The following is a 25,309-nucleotide window of genomic DNA, read 5'->3' on the forward strand; positions in this document are numbered from 1 at the left end:
GGCTCCCCGAACGGGCCGCACCGGGGCTTCGGCCTGCCCGCACGGAGTTGGCCCCGCCCGACTTCGAGACCTTCGCCGCCGCCCGCTGGCCCCGGCTGCTGAGGACCGCCTACCTGCTGACCGGGGATCACCACGAGGCGGAGGACCTGGTGCAGGTGACGCTGGCCAAGCTGTTCCCGGCGTGGCCCCGGGTGCGGGGCCTGGACGAGCCCGACGCCTACGTGCGGCGCGCGCTGGTCAACAACAACCTCAGCCGGTTCCGCAAGCGGCGGGTGGTGCAGCTGCTCACGCCCCGGCTGCCCGAGCGGGCGCAGGAGGGCGGCGCGGCCCGCACCGAGGAGCGCTCGCTGCTCCTGGAGGCGCTGGGCACTCTGCCGCCCCGGCAGCGCGCGGTGGTCGTGCTGCGGTACTGGGAGGACCTGAGCGAACAGCAGGCCGCCGAGGTGCTGGGCTGCTCCCCGGGCAACGTGAAGAGCCAGGCCAGCCGTGGCCTGCGCAAACTCCGCGACCATCCGGCGCTGGCGGAGTTCCAGCCGCGCCCCGGCCGGGAGGAGCCCGCCGATGAACGCCCCTGACCCGGGCCGGCCCGAGGACGACGCCGCCGCCTCGCTGCGGCGTGCCCTGCGGGCGACCGCCGGGGAGCTGGCGCCACCGCCCTACCCGGCGGAGCGCGTCCGCAGGCTGGGCCGCCGCCGGGTGCGCACCCGGCGTGCCCTGGTCGCGGTCCCGGCGGCGGTGGCGGCCGTACTGGCGGCGGTGGCGATCGCGCTGCCGCAGTGGCCCGGCGGGGAGGGACTCCCGGCGGCGGACTCCGCCGGGGGCGAGGCGCTCGGGCCCCGTGCGACGCCGTCGCTCGCCCCGGCCCAGCCGGCCGCGCCGTCCGCCCGGCCGTGGCCCTCCGTACGGACGGTGGGGGCGGGCGAGCCGGTGGAGATCGGGCGCGGGCAGGTGCTGACGCTCGGGGCGGACCAGGTCTGCCACCGTGACACGACCGAGCCCGGGGGCGGCGTGGAGGACACCTGCAAGAGCGTCAGCGACGGCAACCAGGCGGCCGGTTCGGTGAGCATCCAGAGCTCCGGCGCGCTGCTCCGGCCGCTGTACATCGGTCCGGGCCGCGCGGCCCGGATGACGGTGGAGGTGGACGGCGAGGTGCTCCGCGCCCAGGTGCTGACCCTGGAGGGCAACCCCGGGTACGCGGTGGGCTACGCCTGGGGATCCGGTGTCTCGTTCGACGGGCCGACGCCCAAGGTCCGGGTCAGCGACGCGGAGGGCAAGCTGCTGGCGGAGTTCCCCTGACGGGACCCCGCCCCCTGTACCGGCGGGCTCCGGAGCGGCGCGGGGGGCTGCTCCGGGGCCCGCTCTCTTTCCGCGTGGGTGGGGAGGGGCGAGGTCCGTTCCGCCCTCGTTCTCACGCGCCGTCCGCCGCTGTCCCGTCCCCCGCCGCCCGTCCCCGGCGCACCCGGAAGAGGGCGATGCCCCGGGCCGCGAGTACCGCCGTGGCTGCCAGGGCGGTTGTCGCGGACCAGAGGAAGAAGGCGGGCCAGACGTAGGTGATCTGCGCCAGGGTTCCCGCGCGGCCCATCAGGAGGCCGAAGAGGTCCGGGAGTCCGAGGAGGAGCAGGCCTGGGAGGAGGTACGGGGCGAGGCGCGCGGCCGGGCGCGGGAGGCCGCGCCAGGGGCGGCGGGCCCACCGTCCCGCGCGCAGGACGCCGCGTACCGCAAGCCCCAGGGCGAGCAGGGAGAGGAGGCCGAGGACCGGGTCGGCGGTGTCGGTGAAGGGGGCCCGGCCCGCCGGGGTCCTGCCTTCGGCGAGGTCGACCAGGCCGTCGACGAGGAGCGGGGCGTCGTCCCCGGAGACCATGCCGGTGTTGGTGACCACCGCGATCCCCACGCCGGAGGCGGGCAGCAGGGTGGCCATGGAGTTGTGGGTGAAGAGGCTGCCGGTGTGCTCGATCCGCAACGGCTGCCCCTGCTCCTCCCGCCGGTTCCAGCCCATCGCGTACGTCTGGCCGGGCGGCGGGGTGCGGGTGAGCCGGACCGCCTCGGCGGGGGCGGCGCGACGGCCGGTGGCGGAGGTCCCCTCGGTGTGCTGGGCGATGAGCCATTTCCCCAGGTCGTCTGCGGTACTGACGACGCCGAAGCCACCGGCGGTGAACAGGCGGGGATGGGCGCGTTCGATCGTCCGCCCGTAGGCGCGGACGTACCCCCGGGCGCCGTCGGGCATGTCGGCGGTGGTGTCGACGGTCCCGGTGCCGGTCATGCCGAGCGGCGCGAAGAGGCTCCGGCGCAGGTGTTCGGCGTACGGGGTGCCGGTGGCGGTCTCGACGAGGCGCGCGGCGACGGCGTAGTTGGTGTTGTGGTAGTGCCAGGCCGTGCCGGGGTCGGTGGCGAGCCGCGTGCCGTGGAGGGCGGCGACGGCGGCTTTCAGGGTGGACGGCTGCGGCAGGGCGAGATCGGGGTGGGTCGAGTCGGCCATCCCCGATGTCTGGTCGAGGAGTTGGCGTGGGGTGATCCGGGCGGCGCGGGCGTCGTCGGGGGCGAACTCGGGGAGCTGTTCGCGGACGGGCGCGTCGAGGTCGACGCGGCCTTCCTCGGCGAGGGTGGTCACCGCCAGCGCCGTCATCGCCTTGGAGAGGGAGGCGACCGGGACCGGGGTCCGGGCGGTCATCGGCTCTCCCGCCGCGGTGTGCCCGTACCCGGCGGCGAGGACGACGCGGTCGCCCCGGGTCACGGTGACCGTCGCTCCGGGGACTCCCGTACGGGCCAGATGGTCGCGGACGAAGCGGTCGGCGGTGGCCCGGTCGAGGACCGGCGCCTCACGCGGGGCGGCCTGGGCCGGGACCGGGACGAGAAGCGGCGCGGCGGACAGCAGGGCGGCTACGGCGGCCCGGAGAAGCGAACGCCTTCGCCGGGGCCGGAGTGGGGGCGTGGTCATGCCCGAGAGCCAACCGGCCGCAGGGGGCCGGGCGCAGTGGTGGCACTGGGACGGAAAAGGTGGTGCGGGCACTACCGACCCGGCGGCGCGGGCTCCGTACTGTCGGTCCATGCACGCGCGAACGGCCTGGCAGGCCCTGGCCCATCACCCTCTCGCCTTCCTCGCCACGCTCTGGCCGTGGCGTGCGCTGGCCTATCTGCTCTCCGGGGTGGGAGTCGGGGCGCTCACCCTGGTGGTGCTGGTGGCCGGACTGCTGACGGGGCTGGTGCTGCTGCCGCTCGGGGTGGGGGCCGTCGTACTGCTCGCCGTGGTCCTCGGCGGCGGCGTGGTCGCGCGGGTGGAGCGGTGGCGGCTGCGGCTGGTCGACCTCGACCCGGCGGCCACGGACCACCGGGCGCCGAACGCGCCCGGTGCGCGGGCGTGGCTGCGGACCCGGTTGCGGGACCGGCTGACCTGGCGGGAGCTGGGGTTCACGGCGGTCTCCATGACGGCGCTGTGGTGGATGGACCTGCTCGTCCTCGCCTTCGCCCTGGCCCTTCCGGTGCTGTGCGTGACGGCGCCGCTGGACGACCCCGGCGCCTGGCCCTGGGTGGTGATCGGCCTGGCGCTGCTGCCGGCGGCGCCGTACACCGTCACCGGCTGGGCCGGGGCGCGGGCGGCGCTGACCCGGCTGGTGCTCGCGCCGAGGGACGCCGAACTGACCGAGGTCCGTGCCTCACGGGCCCGGCTGGTCGGTGCCTTCGACGCCGAACGGCGCCGGATCGAGCGGGATCTGCACGACGGGGCGCAGCAGCGGCTGGTGTCGGTCAACGTGATGCTGGGGCTGGCCCGTCTCGACGCCGGGCCCGGCACACCGCTCGGCCGCCGGCTGGATCTCATACAGGGCGAGTTGACGACGGCCGTCGGTGAGCTGCGCGAGCTGAGCCGGGGTGTCCACCCTCGCGCCCTGACCGACCAGGGTCTCGCTGCGGCCCTCACCAACCTCACGGCCCGCTCGCCGCTCCCGGTCACCGTCGACGTGGCTCTTCCGGCCCCGCTGCCCGCGTCCGTCGCGAGCACCGCGTACTTCGTGGTCGCCGAGGCGCTGGCCAACGCGACCAAGCACAGCGGCGCGGGCCGCGCCGAGGTACGGGCCCGGCTGCGTACCGACACGCTGGTGCTGACCGTCCACGACGACGGGAGCGGGGGCGCGGACCCCGCCGGGCGGGGGCTGACGGGGCTCGCGGACCGGGTGGCGGCGGCGGACGGCATACTGCGGCTGTCCAGCCCGTCCGGCGGGCCCACCCTGCTCCACGTGGAGATGCCGTGTCACTGAAGGTCGTGGTCGCCGAGGACTCGGCGCTGATGCGGGAGGGCCTGGTGGGCGTGCTGACCCGCTTCGGCCACCAGGTGTGCGCGGCGGTGGGGGACGCGGACGCGCTCCTCGCGGCGGCCGGCGAGCACCGGCCCGACCTCGTCCTCACCGACATCCGCATGCCGCCCGGCCAGGGCGACGACGGGCTGCGCGCCGCCGTCGCCCTCCGCCGCGACCGCCCGGACCTCCCGGTCCTCGTCCTCAGCCAGTACCTGGAGCAGTCCTACGCCGCCCATCTGCTCGACCTCGGCGACCAGCGCGGCATCGGCTACCTGCTGAAGGACCGGGTGGCGGCGGTCACCGAGTTCGCCGACACCGTGGTCCGGGTGGCAGGCGGCGGCACGGTCCTGGACCCGGAGGTGGTACGGCAGTTGCTGCGACGCCGGCAGGACCCGCTGAGCGGTCTCACGCCCCGGGAGCGGGAGGTGCTGGCGCTGATGGCCGAGGGCCGGTCCAACGCGGCCATCGCCCGGGCCCTGCACGTCTCGGTGGCCGCCGTCAACAAGCACATCGGCAGCATCCTGCAACGCCTCGGCCTGCCGGTGGACGGTGACGCCCACCGGCGGGTCCTGGCGGTGCTGGCCTATCTGCGGAGCTGACCTCCCGGCAGATCAGGCGGGGGCCGCCAGCCGGTCGAGGCGGGCCCGGTGCGCGGCCGGCAGCCGGAGGCGCGCGGCGGCGGTGTTCTCCTCCAGGTGCGCCAGGTCGGCGGTGCCCGGGATCGGGAGGATCACCGGGGAGTGGCCGAGGAGCCAGGCGAGGGAGACCTGGGTGGCGGTGGCGCCGAGTTCGGCCGCGACCGAGGCCACCTCCGCGTGGGCGCCGGAGTCGCCCCAGGCGACCGGCCGCCACGGGAGGAAGGCGATGCCCGCCGACGCGCAGGCGGCGAGGACGGGTTCGTGCTCGCGGTCCAGCAGGTTGTACCGGTTCTGCACGCCCGCGATCTCGGTGGTCCGCCGCGCCTCGTCGAGTTCGCCGACGGTGACCTCGGAGAGCCCGATGTGGCCGATCTTGCCCTCCTCGCGCAGCTCCCGCAGGGCGCCGAGCTGGTCGGCGAGCGGGACCGAGGGGTCGATGCGGTGCAGTTGCAGGAAGCCGATGTGGTCGCGGCGCAGCCGCCGCAGCGCCTGCTCGACCTGGTCGCGCAGGGCCTCGGGGCGGGCGTCGTGGTCCCACTCCCCCGCCGCCGACCGGGCCATGCCCACCTTGGTCGCGATCAGCAGGTCGTCGGGGTAGGGGTGCAGGGCCTCGGCGAGCAGCTCCTCGTTGGCGCCGCCGCCGTACATGTGGGCCGTGTCGATGAGGGTGACGCCCAGTTCGACGGCGCGCCGGGCGACGGCCAGCGCGTTCTTCCGTTCAGGGCCGGGTTCCGTCGGCAGGTGCATCGCCCCGAACCCGAGCCTCCCGACCTCCAGCTCCCCGCCGATCCGCCACACGTCCGTCGCCATACGCCACTCCCCCGTCGGTGAAGTGGCCACGCTAGCAACGCGGTTGAGGAATGGTCCGTTCCTCAGTCCACCTCCAGGACGATCTTCCCGGTGGTCCGTCCGGTCTCGCCGAGCCGGTGGGCGGCGGCCGCCTCGGCCAGCGGGAAGGTCGCCTCGACGCGCGGGCGGAGGGCTCCCGCGGCGACCAGGTCGGCGACGGCGTTCATGCCGGCGTGGTCGGCCTCGACCAGCATCGTCGCGGTACGCACGCCCCGCTCGGCGGCGTGTGCCGCCTCCTCGGCCGAACCGCCGGAGAGCAGGGAGACCAGGGTGCCGCCGGGGCGCAGCAGGCCGACCGAGCGGGCGCGGGTCTCGCCGCCGAGGGGGTCGAGCACCATGTCGACGCCGTCGACCGCCTCGGCGACGTCGGTGGTGCGGTAGTCCACCACCTCGTCTGCGCCCAGTTCGCGCAGCAGGTCGTGCTTGGGGGCGCTGGCCGTGCCGATGACGTACGCGCCGTGCGCCTTGGCGATCTGTACGGCCACGTGCCCGACGCCGCCCGCCGCCGCGTGGATCAGGACGCGCTGTCCGGGGCCGATCCCGGCGGTGTCGATCAGTGCCTGGTAGGCGGTGAGGGAGACCAGCGGGAGCGCGCCCGCCTGGACGTGGTCGATCACCGTGGGCTTACGGGTGAAGGCGCGGGCGGGCCCGACGACGTACTCGGCGTGCGAGCCGGAGCCGTGCGGGTAGGGCAGCATGCCGAAGACCTCCTCGCCGGGTGCGAAGAGGGTCACCCCGTAGCCGACGGCCTCCACCACGCCGGAGACGTCCCAGCCGAGGACGAGCGGGAGCCGGTCGACGAAGCCCGCCTGCGCGCGGTGCTTCCAGTCGGTGGGATTGACCCCGGCGGCGCGCACGGCGACCAGGATCTCCCCCGGTCCGGGCTCGGGCCTCGGCACCCGGGTCTCGTGGAGGACCTCGGGGCCTCCGTAGCTCTCCTGGATGATGGCGCGCATCGTGCCTGGCTCCTGCGTCATGGGCCCAGCCTCCCGGACGGCCGCGTTCCGCACCACGCCGGGCCGGTGCGCGGGTGAACCGGTCAGCCCAGGGGCCGGGTCAGCAGCTCGGCGGCGTCCGCGACGAAGGCGGCCCGGCCCCGCTCCACCTGGCCGGTGCGCACCGGCCCGGGGCGGAGCAGCCGCCGGACGCCCGCCAGCAGGTCGTCCGGATCGTGGGCGTACGTGCTGAGTCCGGCGGCGGCCATGCTCCGCGCCCCGTCGCGGCCGTGGCCGGGCAGCGGCCGCCAGGCGAGAACGGGCACACCGGCGGCGAGGGCCTGAACAGCGGTCTGCCCGGCGGCGTTGTCGACGAGGAGCCGGGCGGCGCCCATCAGCCCCGCCATGTCGTCCGTCCAGCCGAGGGCGACGGCGCCGGGGACGCGGGCGGCCCGGCGTCGCAGCCGCTCGTCCCGGCCGCAGAGCAGGACGGGCCGGCAGCCGTGCGCGGCGAGGAGCCGGGCGGTGCGCACGGTCCGGGTGCCGACGCCCCACGCGCCGGTGGAGAGGAGGACCGGCGGCGGTCCCGGTTCAGGGGCGTACGGGTGGGGGCCGGCCACCCGGTGGAACTCCGGGGCGACGACGGGACCGGAGACGGCGGCCGGGCGGCCGGTGGCGGCGCGGGCGGCCTCCGCGCCCTGTGCGGTGAGGCAGACGTAGAGGTCGTTGCCGGGGTGCAGCCAGCCGCGGTGGACGGCGAAGTCGGTGACGAAGACCGAGGCGGGGACGGGCAGGACGCCTTCGGCGCGGAGCCTGCCGGTGATCTGCGCGGCGAGGTGGAAGGTGGGGACGAGCAGGTCCGGGCGGAAGGCGCGGACCCGGCGCAGCAGGCGGGCACGGGCCGTCGCGGCCAGGGGCGCGCTGCCGGGGCGGTGCCCGTCACCCGGGGAGAGGAAGAGGGCGTAGATGGCGGCGTACAGCGCGGGGGCGTGCCGCACCGTCCCCCGGTAGAAGGCGCGCAGGGCCGGACCCGTGCCGGGCGGCAGGAGGGTGAGGACGTCGCAGAGTTCGGTGGCGGCGCCCCGGGCGCGGAGCCGGCGGGCCAGTTCGCCGCTGACCGCGTCGTGCCCGGCGCCCATGCTCGCGCCGAGCAGCAGGACCCGCAGGCTTCCCATGCTCCTCCCCTCGCCCGGCCGGTGGACTCGTCCATCGCTTGCATGCCGCGTCCGGGCGGGGGCGCAATCGGCCCGTTCGGGTGACCCGGCGGCGGCGTGCCCCGGCGTTGGACGAGCGGTCCGCCCGCCGAGCACGGAAGCTGAGGGCAGGCGTGCCGCGAGGAAGGGGACTGGCATGGGCGAGGAGTGGGCGGCATGACGCGGCGTCCCGGACCCGGGTCCGTGACCCGGCGGACCGTGCTGGTCACGGGTGCCTCCTCGGGCATCGGCGCCGCGGTGGCCGAGTCCCTGCACACCGACGGCCGGTGGCGGCTGCTGCTCAGCGGCCGCGACGGGGAGCGGCTCGCGGCGGTCGCGGAGCGGACCGGCGGCGAGGCGATCCGCTCCGACCTGGCGGCCGAGGGCGGCTGCGAGCACCTGGCCGGCGAGGCCGTGGCCCGCGCCGGGCGCGTCGACGCGCTGGTGGCCGGGGCGGGGATCGGCTGGGCGGGTCCCTTCGTGACGATGCCGCCGGAGGAGATCGACCGGGTCCTGACCGTCAACCTCACCTCCACCCTGCGGCTGGTCCGGCTGCTGCTGCCCCCGATGGTGGCGCGCGGCACGGGCCGGCTGGTGCTGATCGGGTCGATGGCCGGCTGGGTCGGGGTGGGCGACGAGGCGGTCTACTCGGCGTCCAAGGGCGCCCTGCTGACCTTCGCGGACAGCCTGCGCCGGGAGCTGGCCGGGACCCGGGTGCGGGTCTCGGTGGTGTCGCCGGGCGCGGTGGACACGCCGTTCTTCGCCCGGCGCGGCACCCCGTACCACCGGCGCCGTCCGCGCCCGGTCTCCGCCGAACGGGTGGCGCGCGGGGTGCGGGAGGCGCTCGTGCGGGGCCGGGAGAACGTCCTGGTGCCGGGGTGGCTGGCGCTTCCGGCGCGGCTGCACGGGGCGGCGCCGGGGCTGTTCGGGGCCGTGGCCGACCGTGCCGACCCGCACCGCGGTGCCTGAGGCGGGGGCGCGCCGGTGACCGTTCTGACGGTGGTGCTGGCGCTCCTCGCAGCGCTCGGCAACGCGGCCGCCTCGGTGCTCCAGCGGCGCGGCACCACACAGGTGGACGGCGGCGGGGCGGCCGTCGCCCGGTGGTGGTCGTGGGCCACGCGGCTGCTCCGGCGCCGGGTGTGGCTGTGGGGCGCGGCGCTGCTCGCGGTCTCCGGGCTCTGCCAGGCGGCGGCGCTGGCGGCCGGGCCGCTCGCCGTGGTGCAGCCGGTGATGACCACCGAACTCCTCTTCACCATGGTCATCGGCAGTGCCGTCTTCCGCCGCCGCCCGGACGTCAGGACATGGTGGGCCTTTGTCGCGATGGCCGCCGGACTCGGGGCGTTCATGGCGCTGCTCTCCCCCACCGGCGGCGGTTCGACGGTGCCGGGGGCGCGGTGGCTGTGGTCGGGGGTGCTGCTGGCGGTCCTGACGCTGGTACTGACGCTGGTGGCCTGGCGGCTGCCGCCCGCACCGGCCGCCGCGGTCCTCGGCACCGCCACCGCGATCGGCTTCGCCGGTACCGCGGCCCTGGTCAAGGACGCCCTGGGACGGCTGCCGGACGGCGGCCTCGGAGCGCTGGCCACCACCTGGCAGGCGTACGCGGCGGTCGTCGTGGGGCTGGGGAGTTTCCTGCTGCTGCAACTCACGCTGCGGGCGGGGCCGCTGGTGGCCTCGCAGCCGGCGATGACGCTGGGCGACGCCTTCCTCAGCATGCTGCTGGGCCGGGTCCTCTTCGGCGAGGATCTGACGCTCGGGGTGCGGCTGGTGCCGGAACTGCTGGCGCTCGCGCTGCTGATCGCGGGCACCGTGCAGCTGGCCCGTTCTCCCCTGTTGACCTCGACCGACGGAAAGGAACGGCCGTGGTGAGCGCGCCGGGCGCGGCGGCCGGGGCGCTGGCCGGGGGTGCGCTGGCGGTCACCGCCTGGCACATCGGTCCGGCGGCGACCTGGCTGCCCGGTCTCCGTACGGCGTACTTTCCCGGGCTCGACGGACGGGGGGCGCCCGGCCGGGTGGCGCTGACCTTCGACGACGGGCCGGACCCGCTGAGCACCCCGCACTTCCTGCGGGCGCTGGAGGCGTTGCGTGTCCGGGCCACCTTCTTCGTCCTCGGCAGCAGGCTGGAGCGCGCTCCGGAACTGGGCCGGCGGATGGTGGCGGCCGGGCACGAAGTGGCGGTGCACGGCTGGGAGCACGACCGCCCGTGGCTGCCCCGGCCCGGCCGGGACGCGGCGGAACTGGCCCGGGCCGCGGCCGCGGTGCAGCGGATCACGGGGCGGCGGCCGCTCTGGTACCGGCCGCCGTACGGCATCCTCACCGGCGGCCGCTGGGCCGCCGCGCGCCGGACCGGGCTGCGCCCGGTGCTCTGGTCGGCGTGGGGCCGCGACTGGACCGCCTCCGCGACCCCGGACGGCGTCGTCGCCGAGGCCGCCGCCCGGCTGGGGCCCGGCGGCACGCTGCTGCTCCACGACTCGGACGCCTACGCGGCTCCGGACTCCTGGCGGGTGACCCTGGCGGCCCTGCCGCACCTGCTCGCGTACTGCCGGGGGCTCGGGCTGGAGGTGGGGCGGCTCGGGGACCACGGGCATCCGGGGAGCGGGGTCCCGTACGGGTTTCCGGGTCGCGCGGGGTGAGGGCGCCCGAGCGACCCGGAGCCGGTCTCCCGTTGCGCCGTCCCGCAGGACAGGGCGTATCAGGGGTGGCCATCATGGGCAGGCGATGCGGCGTACCGACGACGCGAGGAGTTCCGAGCAGGATGCAGATCTCTCTGGACGGCAGGACCGCCCTGGTCACCGGTTCCACCCAGGGCATCGGCGCGGCGATCGCCGCCGGCCTGGCGGAGGCGGGCGCACGGGTGGCGGTCAACGGGCGTGACGCCGTACGCACCGAGGAGGCGGTCGAGCGGCTGCGGAGCCGGGTGCCGGGCGGGGAACTGTTCTCCGCGCCCGGGGACCTGGCCACCGACGAGGGGCTGGCCGAGGTGCTGGACCGGCTGCCGCAGACCGACATCCTCGTCAACAGCCTCGGCATCTTCGGCGCGCGTCCCGCGCTGGAGATCGACGACGCGGAGTGGCGCCGCTACTTCGAGGTGAACGTCCTGACGGCCGTCCGGCTGATCCGCGCCTACCTGCCGAGTATGAAGGAGCGCGGCTGGGGCCGGGTCCTGAACATCGCCAGCGACTCGGCGGTGGTGATCCCGGCCGAGATGATCCAGTACGGCATGTCGAAGACCGCCCTCCTCGCCGTCTCCCGCGGTTTCGCCAAGGAGGCCGCCGGGACCGGCGTCACCGTCAACTCGGTGATCGCCGGCCCCACCCACACCGGCGGCGTGGAGGAGTTCGTCTACGACCTGGTCGGCAAGGACCTCCCCTGGGACGAGGCGCAGCGCGCCTTCATGCGCGAGTACCGCCCGCAGTCCCTCATCCAGCGGCTGATCGAGCCCGAGGAGATCGCCCACCTGGTCGTCTACCTCAGCTCCCCGCTGGCCTCCGCGACGACCGGCGGCGCCCTGAGGGTGGACGGCGGTTACGTGGACTCCATCCTGCCCTGAGCCGCCGCCTCCCCGAGCCCGCCGAAGCGGCGCTCGCGGCGGGCGTACGTCTCGACTGCCCGCCACAGGCCGGTGCGGTCGAGGTCGGGCCAGAGGGTGTCGAGGAAGACCAGTTCGGCGTAGGCGACCTGCCAGGGCAGGAAGTTGGAGAGGCGGTGGTCGCCGCCGGTCCGGATCAGCAGGTCGACGTCGGGCAGCGCGGGCCGGTGCAGGTAGCGGGCGAAGAGCGGTGCCGTGACGGCGGAGGGGTGGACGTCGCCACCGGCCACCTCACCGGCGAGCTTCCGGGCGGCAGCGGTGATCTCGGCCCGGCCGCCGTAGTTGACGCAGAGGGTCAGCGTCAGGCCCCGGCGGTGGGCTGTGCGCCGGACCGTGCTCTCCAGCGCGTCGAGGAGCCCGGCGGGCAGGCCCTCGGGCAGACCGGACCACCACAGCCGTACGTCGCGGGCGAAGACCTCCTCGCGGTCGGCGTCCGCGCCCTCGCCGAGGAGCCGGAGGATCTCCTCCACCTCGGCCGCCGGGCGCTTCCAGTTCTCGGTGGAGAGCCCGTAGAGGGTCAGGTGCGGGATGCCGAGTTCCAGGGCGCCGTAGACCACGTCCCGCAGCGCCGACTGGCCCGCCGCGTGGCCGCGCGGCCTGGGCAGGCCCCGTTCGGCGGCCCAGCGCCCGTTGCCGTCCATGATGATCGCCACGTGCCGGGGCACCCGGTCGCCCAGTCCGGCCGGCGGCCTCGCCCCGCCGGCGTGCGGGCGTGGCGGCAGCGGCGGTTCGGCCGGGCGCGGGCGCGGCACGACCGGGGTGAGGGGCGGCGGGGGCGCGGGGACGGGTGCGCCCTGCGGCGGTGTCAGGGCCGCACCGAGGTGCCGCCAGTTCAGCGCGGCGTGCAGCCGGCCGGTGTGCAGGACCAGGGCGCGGTGGAGGCGGCCGGTGCCCCGGCGGCCTCCGGAGCGCGGGCGGCCGCGTTCCAGGGCCCGCAGTTGGAGGCGCTGGAGACGGATGAGGGTGCGCCAGGAGGCGGCGAGGGCGGGGTGGCGGTCGGCGAGGCCGTCGGCGTCGTCCAGCCAGCCGTGCGCGGTGACGGCCAGCTCCCGTACCAGGGCGTGGAGTTGTGGCGTCGGGCGGCCTGTGCGCAGGTCGGCGAGGGTCACGCCGTGGGCGGCGAGGACCGGGAGGGGGAGGGCGACGCGGCCCAGGTGGGCGTCCTGGCGCAGGTCGCGCAGGGCGTCGACGAGGTTGAAGGCGTCGGTCCATCTCCGCAGTGCCTCGGCGTCGCGCGGGCCGAGGCGGGTCCCGGTGGCCTCGCCCAGCAGCGCCGCGAGGCGGGTGACGCCGACGGGGAAGCTGAGGGCGTGCCAGTAGGCGTGCCACTGCTCCCAGGAGGTGAAGCCGGGGCGTTCGGCGGCGTCCCGGCGGTAGGTGGCGAAGGAGGCCGGGAGTTGTCCGGTGGGCAGGTCCCAGGTGGTGACGGCGTGGGTCAGTGCCCGCCGCACCGGGTCGGTGCTGGTGCCCCGGGCGAGGTCCTCCTCCATCGCCCGCACCCAGGCGTCGATGCGTTCGGCGGCGTCGGCGCGGCCGCTGTCGGAGAGGTCGTCCAGGACCCGGCCGTGCCCGTACATCGCCCACAGCAGTGGGCGCAGGGGGGCGGGGACGAGCTGGGTGACGGCGTAGTCGGTCTGGCCGGAGCGGCGCACCAGGCGGCGGCAGGTCTCGTAACCGGCGCGCAGCTCCGGGTCGTTCACGCCCGCCCGCCGGTAGACGCGGTGGCGCAGCGGGGGCAGGCGCCAGGTGCGGTGCAGGGCGCCGAGGCGGCTGCGGGTGTGCAGGGTGAAGGCGGCCGTGCCGACGGCGGCGGTGGTCAGGGCCCACAGGAGGGCGAGGCCGAGGTGGGCCCAGGGCAGGTGGCGGGTGTCGGCGGCGACCACGGCGGACTGCATGGCGCCGTAGGTGGGCAGCCAGCGCAGGACGGGGCTGTCGGCGCCGGCGTTGGCGATCGGGTTCTGGAGGCTGACGTCGACGAAGCTGGCCATGATGACCAGGAACATCCCGGCCAGTTCACTGCGGAGCAGCGCGGCGAGCATGATGCCGGCGCCGCCGTAGGTGAGCGCGCCCGCGCCGAGGGCGGCGGCCAGCAGGACGGGCTGCTCGGGGCGCCAGAAGACGCAGATCCAGGCGGTGGCGTAGCCGGCGACGAGGAGGCAGGCGAGCAGCAGGGCCAGGTACTTGGCGAGGACCAGGCAGGCGCGCGGGTAGCCGGCGGTGACCAGGCGGTGGTCGAAGGCGGCGGAGCGGCGCGCGGCCAGGAACATCATGAAGCCGACGATCAGGGCCAGCGCGTGGACGGCGCCGGAGAGCTGGGTGAGGACGTTCCCGGCGACGGTGACGTCCTGGTCGGCGGCGCGCAGGAAGAACCGGACCGGCGCGGTGGGCATGGCGGTGTACGCGAGGCCGACCCAGACGGGGACGAAGAAAACGGCGAGCGCGAGGGCGAGCCGGTTGCGTACCTGTTCGAGGACGGCGTACCGCAGGGCCGTCGCGAGGCAGAGCCGAAGGCGCGTCATGCGCGGCCCCCGTCGTGGACAGGCGTGAGGCGGCCGCCGGCCAGCCGGTGCAGGGCGTCGAGGCGGTCGGCGTCGTGCGCCATGTGGGAGACGACCAGGACGGTGCGGCCCCGCTCGCAGAGGGAGCGGGCGATCTCCCAGAACCGCAGGTAGGTCTCCCAGTCGAAGCCCTGGTAGGGCTCGTCGAGCAGGAGGAGTTCGGGGTCGTGCATGAGGGCGACGGCGAGGTTGAGTTTCTGCCGGGTGCCGCCGCTGAGGGTGCCGGTCCGGTCCCGGGGCCCGGCGGCGAACCGCAGTTCCTCCAGGAGTTCCCAGGCGCGGGTGGACTTCGGCAGGCCGTAGGCGACCTGGAAGTACCGCAGGTGCTGGGCGACGGTGAGGGCGTGGTGCAGGACCACGGTCTGCGGGCAGTGGCCGACGGTGGCGGGCAGGCGCACCGTCCCCCGGTCGGCGCGCAGTTCACCGGCGAGGATGCGCAGCAGGGTGCTCTTGCCCGCGCCGTTCTCCCCGACCACGCCGATCAGCCGGCCGGGCGCGGCGTCCAGGTCGGCCCCTTTCAGGACGGTGCGCGGGCCGTAGCGTTTGTGGACGTCTCTGAGGCGCAGCACGGGTGTGGTCGTCGTCATGGCCGGTGAACGAGGACGGGCGGGGCTCCCGTACGGGTGGTGCGGAAGGGCGTGGGGGCGCGGGCGGTCAGTCGCGCTCGGGCACGCGCAGCGCGAGCAGGGCGGTGTCGTCGCTGGCCCAGCCGCCGTGGTGGCCGGCGAGGGCGCCGGTGATCCGGTCGACGGTGGCGGCGGCGTCCAGGCCGTGCGTGGCGGCCAGGGTGGCGTGCAGGTCGGCCTCGCCGAAGGGCTCGCGGGCGGCCTCGGGGGGTGCGCCGGGGGCGGGGCGGGCCTCGTAGGCGCCGTCGGAGTAGAGGAGCAGCAGGTCCCCGGGGCTCAGGCGGAAGCGGGTGTCGGCGAGGTCCACGTCCTCCATGACGCCCAGCAGGGTGCCGGGGCGGCCCATCTCGCGGACCCGGCCGTCGGCGCGGCGGATCAGGGGCCTGGGGTGGCCGGCGAGGCAGACGCGTCCGGCGGCGCCGGCGCTGTTGCGGCGGAAGGTGGCGTGGACGGCGGTCAGGAAGAGCGGGGCCTCCTGGGTGAGCATGGCGGTGTTGAGGCGGGTCAGCAGCCGTGCCGGGGAGAGGACCTCGCCGGCGTCGGCGCGCAGCGTGTAGCGGGCCATGGAGGTGACCTGGGCCGCCTCGACGCCCTTGCCGCAGACGTCGCCGAGGAAGGCGCCGTAGTAGGGGCCGGCGGCGTGGAAGAGGTCGTAGAAGTCGCCGCCGACGGTGACGTCGTGGTGGGCGCTGGCGGAGGCCGGGACGTAGGCGGCGGCCGCGTCGAGTCCGGGGACGGGACGCAGGGCGGGCGGGAGCAGCCCCCGCTGGAGGGTGTGGGCGAGGTCGGCGGAGAGGCGGTGGGCGTGCTGGGAGGCGGCGAGGCTCTGGCGCAGGTGGATCTCGGCGGAGGCGGAGCGGGAGAGGGTGGCGAGGGTCGCGCGGTCCGCCTCGGTCCAGGCGCGGGGCGACTCGTCGACGACGCAGAAGCTGCCGAGCACCTCGCCCTCGGGGCTGAGCAGGGGGTAGCCGGCCCAGGCGCCGATCCTCATCGGCCCGATGCCGGGGTGGTCGCGGGTGCGCGGGTCGTGCGCGGCGTCCTCGACCGTGAACGGGTCCCCGCCGAAGCCGACGAGGAAGTAGCAGAAGCTCTCCCGCACCGGGTTCTCCCGGCCGCCGGTGACGTCCACGCCGACGCAGGACTTCCAGTACGAGCGTTCCTCGTCGACCAGGGTGACGAAGGCGCGTCCGGCGCCGGTGATCCGGGCGGCGAGGGTGGCCAGGTCCTCGAAGACCGGCTCGGGGCCGGTGTCGAGCAGGCCGGTGCCGCGCACCGCCGCGAGGCGTGCGGGGTCGGAGAGCGCGGCGGGCAGTCCGTCGGCCCGCGCTCCCTGGGGAAACTCGGTCTCACCGGCCACCCGACCCCTGCCTTCCACGCCGCTGCGGCTCTAGGAAAAGGCTAGGTGTACCTGCGCGGGGCCACCACCGCGAGCGGGGTCGGGGGCAGCCGTCCCGGCGGGTCGCTCAGCCGGAGCCGTGGTCGTGCGGGGTGCTCGCCGGCGGGTCGGCGGGACGGGTGCGGCCGCCGTCGTGACCGCTGACCACCACGGCGAGGATGCCGGCGACGGCCGCGGCGGCCGCGAGGCGTCCGAGCGCGCGGGCGGTCCACTCCGGCAGTCTCGGCCCGCCGGGGCGGCCGGGGGCGCCGAGCCGTTCGGCGCGGCGGGCCGGGCGGGCGAGGCGCACCACGAGGAGGAGGGCGACGGGGATCTGGAGGAGCCAGAGCACGGTGCGCGGCCATTCGCCGTACCAGACGTTGGTGCCGTACAGCAGGGTGTGCCAGACGCTGAGCACGTAGACGGCGAGGACGAAGCGGTGCAGGCGGCGCCAGGTGCGGGGGCCGATGCGGTGGCGTACGTAGAAGAGCAGGCCGAGGGGGACGGCGAGGTAGAGGGCGGCCTGGCCGATGGGGATGGCGATCTGGCCGGTGCCCGAGTCGTACCAGCCGGGCACGAAGGAGTCGGCGAAGGCGGACCAGAGCCGGGTGAGCCAGGCGGGGCGGGTGTCGTGGCGGACCAGTTCCGCCGCGAACATCAGGGCGTGCGCGAACATCAGCGCGGTGGTGGTGAGGCTGGTGGTGCGGTGCCAGCGCTCCAGGGTGCGGCGAGGTGGCTGCCGGGCGGTCCGGGGGCCGGAGAGCACCAGGCCGAGCATGACGGTGCCCCACGCCCAGAGCAGCGCGGACCAGCCGAACGCCTGGCTGAGCAGGTACATCCAGTAGGCGCGCGGGTCGTCCATGAAGGGCATCACGGCGGCCGTCGAGGAGGTGCCCGCCTCCATGCGGTACCAGAGGAAGACGAAGACGGCGGCGGTGACGCCGACGGCGGCGGAGGCGTCGGGGACGGCGGCCCGCAGATCGCCCCTCAGGTGGGGCGTCCCCTCCCGCCGGCCGGCCACCTCGGGGGCCTGGTCCGGCTCCTGCGGTACGGGTGTGGCGGGGGGCTGCATGCGTCGGCCTTTCCTCGCGGCGGGCAACCGGCGTGACTCGCGTGCACAGTGTGGCGTCCCGGGCGCCGGGTGCCGAGAGCGGAACCGGCCGACATGATCAGGCCGCCGGGCCGGGCGGCGCGGGGTGCGCGACGCCCGGCCCGGCGGACCGGGGCTCAGTCGGTGGCGCCCGCCGCGAGGTCCTCGCGGACGGAGGTGAGGATCTGCGCCGCCTCGGACAGGCCGGCGCGCTCGCACCGGGCGGCGGCCTCGTCGAGCCGGGCCACCGCCGCCTGGGTGCGGCCGAGACCGTGGCTCTCGACCAGGGCGGCGATGCGGACGGCCTCGGCGCGCCGCTCCTCGCCGTCGGGGCCTCCGTCGGCGAAGGCGGCGACGGCCGCCTCGGCCTCGGGAAGGGCCTCGACGAAGCGGTCGGCCTGGGCCAGGACGCGGGCCCGCCGGTAGTGGATGCTGCCCCGGGCGAACCAGTGGACGAAGTCCTCGTCGTCCTCGGGGACGGCCGCGTACAGCGCGTCGGCGTCGGCGAGCCGGCGCAGCGCCTCCTCGGCCGCCTCGGCGCCGTGCGCGTCCATGGTCAGGCGCGCGAACTCGCAGGCCGTCTCCAGCAGCATCGGCGGGTTCGGCGCCTCGGCGTGCGCGGCGAAGGCCCGGTCGTAGGCGGTGCGCGCCGCCTCCCAGCGCCCGGCCAGGGCCAGCGAGGTGGCGGCCTCGGCGGCGACCAGGGTGAGGGTCTGCGCGCCGTCCTCCCAGCCGGCGACGGTGTCGGCCAGCCGCAGGAACTCCTCGGCGGCGGGCAGGTGTTCGTCCAGCGCGCGCAGGCCCCGGGCGAGGGTCAGGCGGGTCTGGGCGAGCAGCCGCTCGTCGAGTGCGGCCGCCGACTCGTCGCCCACGACGGACTCCAGGACGGCGACCGCGTCGGCCTGGCGGCCGGTGCGGGCGAGGAGGTCGGCGAGCTGGAGCCGGGCGTCGGCGGCGTCGTTCGGCTCGCCCTGGCGGTCGAAGCGGGTGGCCGCCTCGGAGAAGTGGCGTACGGCTCCGGCGACGTCTCCGGTGTGTGTCCCGGCGTGGCCGAGCAGCAGGTACGTGGGGGCCATGGGGAAGTGGGTGTCCTCGTACCGGACCGCCTCGGCGAGCGCCTGGTGGAGCAGTTCGGCGGCCTCCTCGGGCTTGCCGAGGCAGAGCAGGACCTGGGAGAGCAGGGCGCGGACGCGGGTACCGCGCCAGGGGCGGCCGGATGCCTCGATCTCCTTGAGGGCGGCGCGCAGTTCCGTCTCGGCCAGGGCGTGGTCGCCGAGCCGGGCGGCGACGTCACCGGCGAACATGCGGGCGGCGCCGCGCTGGTGGGGCACGCCGAGCCGGCCTGCCTCGCTGTCCAGGGTGGCGCGCAGCGCGTCGAACCGCTCGCGGTCGGGCGCGGGGATCTCCGGGGCCCCGTCCAGCGCCACGCGGTAGGCGGCGAAGACCTGGCAGTGCAGCACGGTGAGGTACTTCTCGGCGGTGGCCGAGCCTTCGGCGGGGCCGGTGGCGGGAAGCGGGCCGGGGTCGGCGCCGGTCTCGTCGTGGGCGGCGATCCGCTTCTCCAGGAGCTGTTCGGCCTCCCGCCGGCAGGCGTCGAGCGCGTCCCAGAACTCAGGGCCGGCCGACCGGGCGGCGCCGGAGTCCTCCCCGGCGTCCTCGCCGTCGGTGACCACGACGTCCCAGGAGAGGGCGCGGGTCCGGGCGACCAGGGCGTGCCAGGCCATGCCGGCCGCCTCGTACAGCTCGGCGGTCTCCTCCATCGCGGTCCGCGCGGCCCGGTCGCGGTCCTCGGCGTAGAGGGTGTGGGCGCGCTCTTCGGCGAGTTCGGCGCGGAGCCGCGCCGCGGGGCCGAGCGTGTCGTCGTGGGCGTACCCGTCGGCCTCCGCCAGCTCGGCCACCCTGTCCCACAGCGGGGTGTCGCCGGGGTGGCCGAGGGCGGCCATCCGGCGTGCCTCGCGGACCAGTTCGGTGAACTCCCCGGGGATCTCGCGGGCCGGGGCGGCGACCGGAGCGGGGGCCGGGACGGCGGCGGGGCCGGTGAGCGCGGTGCGCAGGCCGAGCGGCAGCGGCTCGTCGAGGAGCGGGCGCCGGCCCAGCCGCAGGCGGCGCGCGTCGCCGACGGCGGTGGTGCCGTTGCGGGTGTCGAAGGCGGCCGCCAGCCGGCCGGCCTCCTCGCGGACCTCGGCCAGCAGTTCGCCCGCCGTCCAGGTGCGGCCGGGCGGACCGCCGACCGGCGCGTCCGTGTGGCCCTCCTCGACGAGCAGGGCGAGCAGCACCTCGGTGCCGGTGAGGAAGTCGAGGCGGGCCAGCGGGGCGCCGGTGGCCTCGAACAGGGGGCGGTTCTCGGCGAGGATCTCCACGCCGCGCGCCGTGTTGCGGGAGAGCGCGCAGAACTCCAGGTGGAGGCCGACCTCCTCCTGCATCCCGGTGCGGCCGCGGACCTGCCGGTAGCCGGTGAGGTGGTGCGAGCGGGCCTCGTCCACCCGGCCGAGGCGCAGCAGCGGGAGCAGGGCGTTCGCCTGGCTCATCTGCGGTTCGTCGGAGCAGCTGACGGCGCCGTCCAGGACGGGGCGCCAGGTGTCGAGGGCGCCCGCGTCGTCCCCGGCGAAGACCTGGTGGAGCGCGTGGTGGCGGGTCTCGCACGCCTCGCAGTCGCTGAGGCGGGTGCGGGTCCGGGTGGCCCAGAGGTCGTAGGCGTCCGGGATGCCGGTGCCGGTGTGGCGGGCGACGTGGTAGCGCATGGCCGCCACCGGCTGGAGGCCGTGCCCGGCGTCCTCGTACCGCTCACGCATCCGGTCGACCCAGCCGTGGACGGTGGCCAGCGGCATGTCGGGGACCTGGAGGAGCGAGGTCGTCACCCACTTGAACCGCCAGTCGACCTGGTGGTCCTCCCACTCGCTGAAGGCGTCGGGGGTGGTCTCGCGCAGCTTCAGCAGCCGGGCGAAGACCACCGGCGACTTGCGGTGCTCGCCGGTGAACTCGTAGGCGGCCATCAGCTCCAGGAGCGCCGTGACCAGCAGGGCGGGGTCGTCGAACGCCTCGGCGGCCTCGGCCAGTTCCTCGGCGGTCACGGTGCGGTGCAGGCCGTGCGGGCGGCCGTCGTTCTCGCGCAGCGCGTCGAGCACCGCCTGCGGGGTGTCCAGCATTTACGCGTCCTTCCGGGGCTCGGCCGGGCCGGCCGGGTGCATGGCGTGGGTGAGCAGGCCGATGAAGGCCCGGTTGAGCAGGGCGCTCTCGCTCGCCCTCAGCGGGCGTCGGCTGAGCAGCAGGGCCTGGCCGTAGAGGGCTTCGGCGGCGGTGGTGGCGAGGCCGCGTTCGGTGATGGTGAGGGCCTGGCGCACCAGCGGGTTGAGGTGGTTGAGGACGAGCTGGGCGCGGGGTGTCTCGTCGCGCAGCGAGCCGAGGATGTCGGCCCACAGGCCGTCGCTCTCCGAGGCGAGCGAGGAGCGGGTCCGCTCGTGGCGGGCCTCGCGGTTGTCGAGGAGCAGGGCGGGCGCGGTGACCGGCTGGAAGTCGCGGAGGACCACGTCGCAGTCGTGGGCGCCGACGGTCTCGCGGGCCAGGGCGAGGAAGGCGGCGGCGCGCAGTTCCGCCGAGGGGTCGACGGCGTCGAGGTGGGCGGTGACGGTCGCCGGGTCGAGGTCGGTGACGCTGCTGCCGGGGCGGATCTCGGGGAGCCGGTGGACGAGGTCCCGGTCGTAGGTGTAGCCGCCGTTGACGACGCCGAGTCCGGCGGCCGAGGCGATGGGCGCGACCTGGCGGAACTCCTCGACGCTGCGGGTGACCAGGACGGTCGGGTGGTTGCGGGCGAACTCCTCCAGGGTGACGTTGCCGTCGGTGGTCTCGAAGGGCAGCCAGGGCAGGACGGTGCGCAGGAGTTCGTCGTCGTAGCGGGCGAGCGCCTTGACGGCGAGGTGGTGGGTGTCGATGAAGCGGTGGAGGAGGGCGGGGTCGCTGGCGGCGAGGCCGGTGAGCCAGTCGCGGATGCGCTGGCCGAGGGCGTCGCGGACGGCGGCCAGGGTGCCGTCCTCGTACAGCGCCTCGCGGGAGGCGGTGGGGCGCAGGCTGGTGGTGTCGACGACGCAGCGGACGAAGAAGGCCCAGTCGGGGAGGAGTTCGGGCGCCTTGTCGGTGAGGAGCATCCCCTTGAGGTGGACCCGGTGTCCGGCGCGCTGGGCGGGGCTGACCGCGGTGGGCAGGACGTAGGCGACGCCGCGCAGCCCGGCGGCGGGCAGGTCCAGCTCGATGGTGTCGAGCGGGGTGAAGTCGAAGGTGGTGCGGCAGTACGCGGTGAGCGCCTCCCGGCGGGCGAGCGGCGAGCCGTGCGGGCGCTCCCAGGGCGGGGTGTCGTTGACCCGGGTCGGCGTCCCTCGCGGGTCGACGACGGTGACCTCGTACTTCAGCAGGCCGCCGAAGTGCCGGGCGAGTTCGGTGACCCGCTCGGGGGCGGTCCACTCGGCGTTGTCGGCACGTGGGGTGAGGCGGACGGTGGTGCCCGGCTCGGGCATCGCGGAGGCCGGGAGGGTACGGATGGTGTAGCGGCCGTCCGAGTGGCCGCGCCATTCGACGGTGGGCGCGCCGGGGTCGGTGGCGTGGCGGCTGACCACGGTGATCTCGTCGGCGACGACGAAGCAGGCGAGCAGGCCGATGCCGAACTGGCCGATGAACTCCCCGCGGGCGGACTCCAGTCCGGCGCCGTCCAGGCCGCCGTCGGCGTTCCGCTTGGAGCTGCGGCCGATGGTGGCGAGGAAGCGGTGCACGTCGGCCTCGGTGAGGCCGATGCCGGTGTCGGTGACGGTGAGCGTCTCGCCGGTGCGCACGGTGATGGCGGCGGGGGCGCCGGGGTCGGCGGCCTGCCGGGCGGTGAGGGCGTCGACCGCGTTCTGGAGGAGTTCGCGCAGGTAGACGCGGGGGCTGGAGTAGAGGTGGTGGGAGAGCAGGTCCACCAGACCACGCAGGTCGACCTGGAAGCTGTGGGAGGACTCGGAGTGGAGCACCTGTGGGTTCCCTCGTCGGGGCGCGCGCCGGTGCGGCGTCGCGCGGGGTGGGATGAGCCGCCCGGCGGGGCCCGGCTGTCGGCGGGGCCCGTCGTCACGGGGGCTGGTCGGGCGGCGGTGCGCCGGGGCTCAGCGGCCGGCGGCGGCGCGGTTCTCGCGGTAGGCGGCGGCCGGGTCGGCGGCGTCGAGGTAGTTCCAGGGGAACGCGGTGACGATCCCGTTGGTGCCGTCGAAGCAGAGTTTGGCCAGGTCGCGGTCGCCGGTGAGCGAGAAGGCCATGGCGAAGGTGTTGTACACCTGGAGCCAGCCCTGCCCGTAGGCGAAGTCCTCGTGCCAGATGGAGCGTTCGGCGGCCTCGGTGAGCGAGGCGGTGATCCCGGGCTGCCCCAGGTACTCGGCGTCGGCGCCGGAGTCGAGGGCGAGCCACTGCTCGATGTGGGCGAGGGCGACGAGCTGGCCGAGCATGCTGCCGGCGGGGGCGTCGCGCAGGGCCTGGGTGGCGAAGGCGTGCATCTCCTCGTGGGAGCCGCCCCACTTGTCGCAGAGCTGCTGGAGCTGCTGCTGGTGGGCGCCGAGGTGGTGCGGGTGGCGCCGGACGGCCGCCTCGAAGCGGCGGCGGGCGACGGTCTGCCCGACCTGGAGGCCCCGGCCGCTCATCTGGAGGAAGTACCAGGGGCTGACCCACTGCGGCTCACGCTCGGCGGCCTCGTAGAGCCACTTCTCGGCGGTCCGCAGCCGGTTGTGGAAGACCTGGAACTGGTCGCGCGAGACGTGCTCGGCGCGGGCGCCGGTACGTGCCTCCCAGCCCCAGTTGACGTGGCGGGCCCCGGCGACCAGCAGCGGCAGGGCCGAGTCGGGCTCGGCCTCGACGGCCTGGGGTATCCAGTTCTCCACATTGGCGGTCCTGGCGACCGCGGTGATCAGCCAGGTGCGGTCCTCGGACTCGGGACGCTCCGTCAGCTGGTCGCGTACGGCCGCCCAGTCGGCGGCCTCGGCCGCCTCGCGGATGCGCCCGATCTCGGGCTCTCCCTGGTCCTCGTCCACCTCTGCGGTGGAACGGCCGATCCATCTCCTCAGCGAGGACCCCGCCCCCCGGAGCAACGCCATGACAACCCCCTGCCGCGCCCGGTCCCCTCGGACCGTCGACGCCTCGTTCGCAGGTAGTTAAGTATCACGCCCGGCCGACACCCGCACACTCGTTTGACGTGCGGGTTCGTGGGCCGCGGGGCCCTATTTCCCTCGCTTCCCGATACGGAATTCCGCTCCCCGGAAATGTGACGGCACATCCGGGATTCGCCCGCACCGGGGCGCATCCGGAATGCTCGACACCGCCACGGCACTCCCCCGATATCCGCGCTCCACCTGCCGGAATCACCCCACCGCACCACCCCTGAGCTGCACCTTTACCCATGCGGCGGCGCGACTGGACATCTGCGGCCTCCCTCACCGAAAGCGCGCACGCATTTCCTTCACTTCTCGATCACATTCGCGGACCGCGCCCGGCGGAACGAGGTCGCGCGAGAGCGGCACGGACGCTCGCCTGACACCGCGCCCTCACACGCGACACCACCACCGGCGCCTGCGAGGTGATCAGGAGGGGCGGTGCGCCGGGCAGACGCTCTTCCCCGGCGGCGGGCCGTGTGACGGCCGTACCCTGTGGCCGTGCTGATCTACGACGAACTGACCGCCGCCGAGCGTGCGTTGTGGGACGCCTTCCCCGAAGGACGGTGGGTGGACCTGCGGACCGGGGTGCCCGAGGAGGACGATCCCGCGACGGGGGCGGAGTGGGGCGCCGGGCGGACGGTCCGTGCCGAGGTGGTGGCCGCGCTGCTGCTGGGCGGCGGTCCGGCGCGGCCGGGCGGGGTCGCGGCGCTGCGCCTGGCGGGGGCGCGGATCACCGGGGCGCTCGACCTGGCCGGTGCGGAGATCGGCAGCCCGGTGTGGCTGAGGGGGTGCCGGCTGGAGCAGCCGGTGAGCCTGCACGCCGCCACGACGAGAACGGTCCACATCACCGCCGGCCGCGTCCCGGGCGTGGATGCCGGGCTGGCCCGCGTCGAGGGGCACCCGGACCTGACCGGCTCCGTGCTGGAAACGGGCAGCCTCACCCTGGTCAATGCCCAGGTGACCGGGGAACTGCGCCTGAACGGGGCGCGGATCACCGCGCCGGGGCGATGGGGAGTGTTCGCCGGGGGCCTTGCCATGGGGGGAGGCGTCTACTGCCGCGAGGGCTTCTTCACGCGCGGTGGGGTGCGCCTGGTGGGCGCGCAGCTTCCCGGCGGCCTCTTCATGAGAGGGGCGCGACTGGAGAGCCCGCAGGGCGAGGCGCTGGTCGCGGACCGCGCGGACGCCTCGGCGGTGGAGCTGTCCGACGGCTTCCGTGCGACGGGAACGGTGCGGCTTCGGGGCGCCCGGATAGCGGATCTCCTGACCCTCGACGGCGCCACCCTCGACGGCACCGGGACCGCCCTGTTCGGCGTCGGCATGCAGGTGGGGACCCTCGACTTCGGCCTCGCCACGAAGCCTTCCGGAACCGTGGACCTCCGGGGCGCCACGGTGACCGCCCTGCACGACCGCGCGGGGAGCTGGCCGGACGAGGTGCGGCTGGACGGCTTCGTCTACGGCTCGCTCCACTCCGAGGCGACACCCGGGTGGGAGAACGTGACCCGCCGCCTGGCCTGGCTCCGCCGCAACCCCGGCTACGCCCCGCAGCCGTACGAGCAGCTCGCCGCCTGTTACCGGCAGGCCGGCCACGACGACGACGCCCGGCGGGTGCTGCTCGCCAAGCAGCGCCACCGCCGCACCACGCTGAACGTGCCCGGCCGGGTGTGGGGGCGGCTGCTCGACGCCACCGTCGGCTACGGCTACCGCCCCTGGCTGGCGGCCCTGTGGATGGGCGCGCTCTGCCTCCTCGGCGGCCTGGTGTTCAGCGCGGGCTCGCCCGTCCAGACGAAGGACGGGGAGGGCGCCCCGTTCAACGCGCTGGTCTACACCGTCGACCTGCTCTTCCCCGTCGGCGACTTCGGCCAGCGCGGCGCGTGGCACTGGACCGACGGCACCCAGTGGTTCGCGTATCTCCTGGTCGCCGTCGGCTGGCTCCTCACGACGGCGGTCGTCGCCGGCGTCACCCGCACCCTGAACAGGAACTGAACGCCACGACCGGCTCGATGAGGCTC

General features: G+C 75.7%; 20 protein-coding genes. 9 read left to right on the plus strand and 11 right to left on the minus strand.

Annotated features, from left to right (window positions below; genetic code table 11):
- Nucleotides 1-47: 47 nt before the first annotated feature.
- Both IF45_RS0105785 and IF45_RS0105790 read left to right on the plus strand, forming a co-directional pair.
- Nucleotides 48-575 carry a SigE family RNA polymerase sigma factor gene (locus IF45_RS0105785; RefSeq protein ID WP_010640239.1) on the plus strand — a complete coding sequence of 176 codons (528 nt, stop codon included), beginning with the start codon at nt 48-50 and terminating at the stop codon, nt 573-575.
- Nucleotides 562-1,296: a hypothetical protein gene (locus IF45_RS0105790; RefSeq protein ID WP_008409374.1), complete on the plus strand. Its 735-nt coding sequence runs from the start codon at nt 562-564 to the stop codon at nt 1,294-1,296. The genes IF45_RS0105785 and IF45_RS0105790 overlap by 14 nt, the downstream gene beginning before the upstream one ends.
- 112 nt (nt 1,297-1,408) lie before the next feature.
- Here the strand turns inward: IF45_RS0105790 and IF45_RS0105795 are convergent, their stop codons facing one another.
- The gene (locus tag IF45_RS0105795; protein ID WP_030305956.1) at nt 1,409-2,935 is read right to left on the minus strand and encodes a serine hydrolase domain-containing protein; all 1,527 of its coding nucleotides are present in this window, start codon (nt 2,933-2,935) and stop codon (nt 1,409-1,411) included.
- Nucleotides 2,936-3,044: 109 nt separating this feature from the next.
- On the opposite strand from IF45_RS0105795, the gene IF45_RS0105800 reads away from it, so the two are divergent.
- Nucleotides 3,045-4,250 carry a sensor histidine kinase gene (locus IF45_RS0105800; protein WP_030305958.1) on the plus strand — a complete coding sequence of 402 codons (1,206 nt, stop codon included), beginning with the start codon at nt 3,045-3,047 and terminating at the stop codon, nt 4,248-4,250.
- Complete coding sequence (locus tag IF45_RS0105805; protein ID WP_018468722.1) at nt 4,241-4,888, plus strand: response regulator; 648 nt, start codon at nt 4,241-4,243, stop codon at nt 4,886-4,888. The genes IF45_RS0105800 and IF45_RS0105805 overlap by 10 nt, the downstream gene beginning before the upstream one ends.
- A 12-nt stretch (nt 4,889-4,900) precedes the next feature.
- Here IF45_RS0105805 and IF45_RS0105810 read toward each other — a convergent pair whose 3' ends face one another.
- From IF45_RS0105810 to IF45_RS0105820, 3 genes are all read right to left on the minus strand, one after another.
- Entirely contained in the window at nt 4,901-5,737 is an 837-nt protein-coding gene (locus IF45_RS0105810) for an aldo/keto reductase (protein ID WP_030305960.1), read from the minus strand.
- 62 nt (nt 5,738-5,799) lie between these two features.
- On the minus strand, nt 5,800-6,732 hold the full coding sequence (locus IF45_RS0105815) for an NADP-dependent oxidoreductase (protein ID WP_018468724.1): 933 nt from the start codon (nt 6,730-6,732) through the stop codon (nt 5,800-5,802).
- A gap of 83 nt (nt 6,733-6,815) precedes the next feature.
- Complete coding sequence (locus tag IF45_RS0105820; RefSeq protein WP_030305964.1) at nt 6,816-7,886, minus strand: MGDG synthase family glycosyltransferase; 1,071 nt, start codon at nt 7,884-7,886, stop codon at nt 6,816-6,818.
- A 195-nt stretch (nt 7,887-8,081) separates the two neighbouring features.
- On the opposite strand from IF45_RS0105820, the gene IF45_RS0105825 reads away from it, so the two are divergent.
- From IF45_RS0105825 to IF45_RS0105840, 4 genes are all read left to right on the plus strand, one after another.
- Entirely contained in the window at nt 8,082-8,873 is a 792-nt protein-coding gene (locus IF45_RS0105825) for an SDR family NAD(P)-dependent oxidoreductase (RefSeq protein WP_030305966.1), read from the plus strand.
- A 15-nt stretch (nt 8,874-8,888) separates the two neighbouring features.
- Nucleotides 8,889-9,770, plus strand: a complete 882-nt coding sequence (locus tag IF45_RS0105830; protein WP_030305969.1) for a DMT family transporter — start codon at nt 8,889-8,891, stop codon at nt 9,768-9,770.
- A complete protein-coding gene (locus IF45_RS0105835) occupies nt 9,764-10,534 on the plus strand; it encodes a polysaccharide deacetylase family protein (RefSeq protein WP_030305971.1) in 771 nt (256 codons plus the stop codon). Before IF45_RS0105830 ends, IF45_RS0105835 begins: the two co-directional genes overlap by 7 nt.
- Nucleotides 10,535-10,656: 122 nt before the next feature.
- Entirely contained in the window at nt 10,657-11,451 is a 795-nt protein-coding gene (locus tag IF45_RS0105840; RefSeq protein ID WP_010640254.1) for an SDR family NAD(P)-dependent oxidoreductase, read from the plus strand.
- Here IF45_RS0105840 and uppS read toward each other — a convergent pair.
- The 7 genes from uppS to IF45_RS0105875 form a co-directional block, all read right to left on the minus strand.
- A complete protein-coding gene (uppS, locus tag IF45_RS0105845) occupies nt 11,427-14,009 on the minus strand; it encodes a polyprenyl diphosphate synthase (protein ID WP_030305973.1) in 2,583 nt (860 codons plus the stop codon). The two genes, IF45_RS0105840 and uppS, sit on opposite strands and share 25 nt — an antisense overlap.
- Entirely contained in the window at nt 14,006-14,635 is a 630-nt protein-coding gene (locus IF45_RS0105850) for an ABC transporter ATP-binding protein (RefSeq protein WP_030305975.1), read from the minus strand. The genes uppS and IF45_RS0105850 overlap by 4 nt, the downstream gene beginning before the upstream one ends.
- A 67-nt stretch (nt 14,636-14,702) precedes the next feature.
- Complete coding sequence (locus tag IF45_RS0105855; protein ID WP_030305977.1) at nt 14,703-16,031, minus strand: PP2C family protein-serine/threonine phosphatase; 1,329 nt, start codon at nt 16,029-16,031, stop codon at nt 14,703-14,705.
- A gap of 106 nt (nt 16,032-16,137) precedes the next feature.
- Entirely contained in the window at nt 16,138-17,121 is a 984-nt protein-coding gene (locus tag IF45_RS0105860) for a ferric reductase-like transmembrane domain-containing protein (RefSeq protein WP_008409388.1), read from the minus strand.
- Nucleotides 17,122-17,276: 155 nt separating this feature from the next.
- Complete coding sequence (locus tag IF45_RS0105865; RefSeq protein WP_030305980.1) at nt 17,277-20,285, minus strand: hypothetical protein; 3,009 nt, start codon at nt 20,283-20,285, stop codon at nt 17,277-17,279.
- Complete coding sequence (locus tag IF45_RS0105870) at nt 20,286-22,136, minus strand: HSP90 family protein (protein ID WP_008415331.1); 1,851 nt, start codon at nt 22,134-22,136, stop codon at nt 20,286-20,288. It lies immediately after the preceding gene.
- Between the two features lie 129 nt (nt 22,137-22,265).
- A complete protein-coding gene (locus IF45_RS0105875) occupies nt 22,266-23,243 on the minus strand; it encodes a hypothetical protein (protein WP_008415332.1) in 978 nt (325 codons plus the stop codon).
- Between the two features lie 549 nt (nt 23,244-23,792).
- On the opposite strand from IF45_RS0105875, the gene IF45_RS0105880 reads away from it, so the two are divergent.
- Nucleotides 23,793-25,283, plus strand: a complete 1,491-nt coding sequence (locus tag IF45_RS0105880) for an oxidoreductase (RefSeq protein ID WP_078842842.1) — start codon at nt 23,793-23,795, stop codon at nt 25,281-25,283.
- Nucleotides 25,284-25,309 lie beyond the last annotated feature (26 nt).

Source organism: Streptomyces albidoflavus, from assembly GCF_000719955.1.
Taxonomy (GTDB): domain Bacteria; phylum Actinomycetota; class Actinomycetes; order Streptomycetales; family Streptomycetaceae; genus Streptomyces; species Streptomyces albidoflavus.